The sequence below is a fragment of the Flavobacterium sp. FPG59 genome (genome assembly GCF_002150205.1).
Lineage (GTDB): Bacteria > Bacteroidota > Bacteroidia > Flavobacteriales > Flavobacteriaceae > Flavobacterium.
The window spans coordinates 1-1,880 of record NZ_MTCA01000339.1; the positions used below are offsets into that span (position 1 = coordinate 1).

Consider the following 1,880-nt stretch of genomic DNA (forward strand, 5'->3'; position numbering starts at 1 on the left):
GGTGTCTATTTAGTTAAAAGTTCTAAAACTTTTGTTCGTAGCGCTTCGCCACGTAAGTTCTGTGCTACTACTTTACCAGATGCATCAAGTATAAAAGTAGCTGGAATTGATTCTACTTTATATTGAGCGGCGATAGGTTCGTCCCAGAATTTTAAATTAGAAACTTGGTTCCATGTTAACTTGTCTTTTGCGATAGCTTCTTTCCAAGCCTTGGCATCTTTATCAAGAGAAACACCAATAATATTTAGTCCTTTAGCATGTAATTCTTTGTATAACGCAACTACATTTGGGTTTTCTTGGCGGCATGGTCCACACCAAGACGCCCAAAAATCTACTATTGTAACTTTTCCTAAACTTTCCTTTAGTGAAATCATTTTTCCTTCAGGATTAGGAGCTGAAAAATCTGCTCTTCAGTTGCCTCCTGGCATTGCTGGTGAAGGAGCAGCACCTACTGCAGCAGGAGCTTTTCTTTCAGCAATTTTAGTTTTGATGGCAATTCCTGGTTTTGTTTTTTTCAATGACTCTTCAAGACCATTATATAATTTCTCTGATTTTGCAACATCAGTTGAAGGATCATTAAGCATCCCTTGTATAATCAAAGCTGAAATGAATGATTTAGGATGTGTTTCAGCATAAGTTAAATATTTGTTTTTTGACGCAGTATTTACTTCTTCCTGAATTTTAGAAAACTCTTGCATCAATTTATTGATAACAACGGTATCTTTTGTTTGTTGAGCTGTATTCATAGCAGCCATATTTTTAGTTTGAAAATCCATAAGTTTCTTTTGAACTTTAGTCATTTCTTCATTAAAAGCCATGAATTCGTCATTGTTATAAGTACCTGAAACTTTAGATTTTTGAATACTATCTTTGTTTATTGCTATAGTTACCTCAGCATTTTCTAAAATAAATGGTATTTTAGCTTGAGCTCCCTCTAGTTGTAAGGTATAAAAAGCAGGTTCAGTGATGTTACCTTTCATCTCAAATTTACCATTTTCAACTTTTACAGTATCTTTTGCAAGCAACATTCCTGTAGCGTCTTGAGTTTCTAGAATAATCGTTTTACCATTATCAACACCAGTAGCTGTTCCTGTAATCAAGTACTCATCTTTCCCAACTTTGCTACAAGAAATTAATACGACAGCAGCAGAAAGTAATAAAATTATTTTTTTCATTATAAATTAGTTAATATAGTTATATCTGCAAAAGTATTTAAAAATAATAAATTACAAATATAATAACTACCTAATTTTTTGTTATAAAGTGCTATTTATTATGTATAAACATAGCGTTTAGTAGCGTTCTGTAATCAATGAAGGAGGTGGATTTTAACTTTTCAATTTTTTTTCAAAAAAAAAGCACCCCATAAGGAGTGCTTGAATGTTTATTGAAAATGCTTAGTCTTGATTGGTAGTTTTTCTCCAAGTAAAAGCATTTAAAATGTGTCTTTTTGCAAATCTTCCAGGTGAATCAGCATTTACCATTTTTACATAAGTAGCTTTTGGTACACTAATATACTCATAAACACTTCCGTTTGAAAAATTAATAATCAATCTACCTTCAACAAATTTATAATCAGTAATTGTTGATGTTGAAATTGTTTCAGTATATTCAGGTAAGTTTGCTTTTATAGTTTCAGGATTGATGCTAACCAAAAAATGGTAGGCTTCAATGATTTTTTTACTATTTTCTTCAGCTGCTTTTAATCCAGCTTCATCACCTTGAAATTTATCTGGGTGTGCTTCCTTCATCGCATTACGATAAATGGTCTTCAAATCTTTCAGCTCAGCAGTTTTATCTACATTTAGCAATTTGCGGTATTCAACTATTTTTTTCATAAATATGTAACTACTTGTCTTTTTGTATATAAGGAATACAAT

Annotated in this window: 2 protein-coding genes and 1 pseudogene; all 3 read right to left on the reverse strand. The window is 31.7% G+C overall.

The window, feature by feature from the left end:
* Nucleotides 1-5: 5 nt before the first annotated feature.
* Nucleotides 6-392: pseudogene (locus FPG59_RS15730) on the reverse strand (TlpA family protein disulfide reductase); the annotation flags it as partial.
* Nucleotides 393-410: 18 nt separating this feature from the next.
* Complete coding sequence (locus FPG59_RS15735) at nt 411-1,175, reverse strand: DUF4369 domain-containing protein (protein WP_086455483.1); 765 nt, start codon at nt 1,173-1,175, stop codon at nt 411-413.
* Nucleotides 1,176-1,397: 222 nt separating this feature from the next.
* Nucleotides 1,398-1,838, reverse strand: coding sequence for a KTSC domain-containing protein (locus FPG59_RS15740; RefSeq protein ID WP_086455484.1), 441 nt, complete (start codon nt 1,836-1,838; stop codon nt 1,398-1,400).
* Between the last annotated feature and the right edge of the window lie 42 nt (nt 1,839-1,880).

Coding starts and splice junctions, on each gene's coding strand:
- FPG59_RS15740 (WP_086455484.1), bottom strand. CDS start 1,838: ATGAAAAAAATAGTTGAATACCGCAAATTGCTAAATGTAGATAAAACT.
- FPG59_RS15735 (WP_086455483.1), bottom strand. CDS start 1,175: ATGAAAAAAATAATTTTATTACTTTCTGCTGCTGTCGTATTAATTTCT.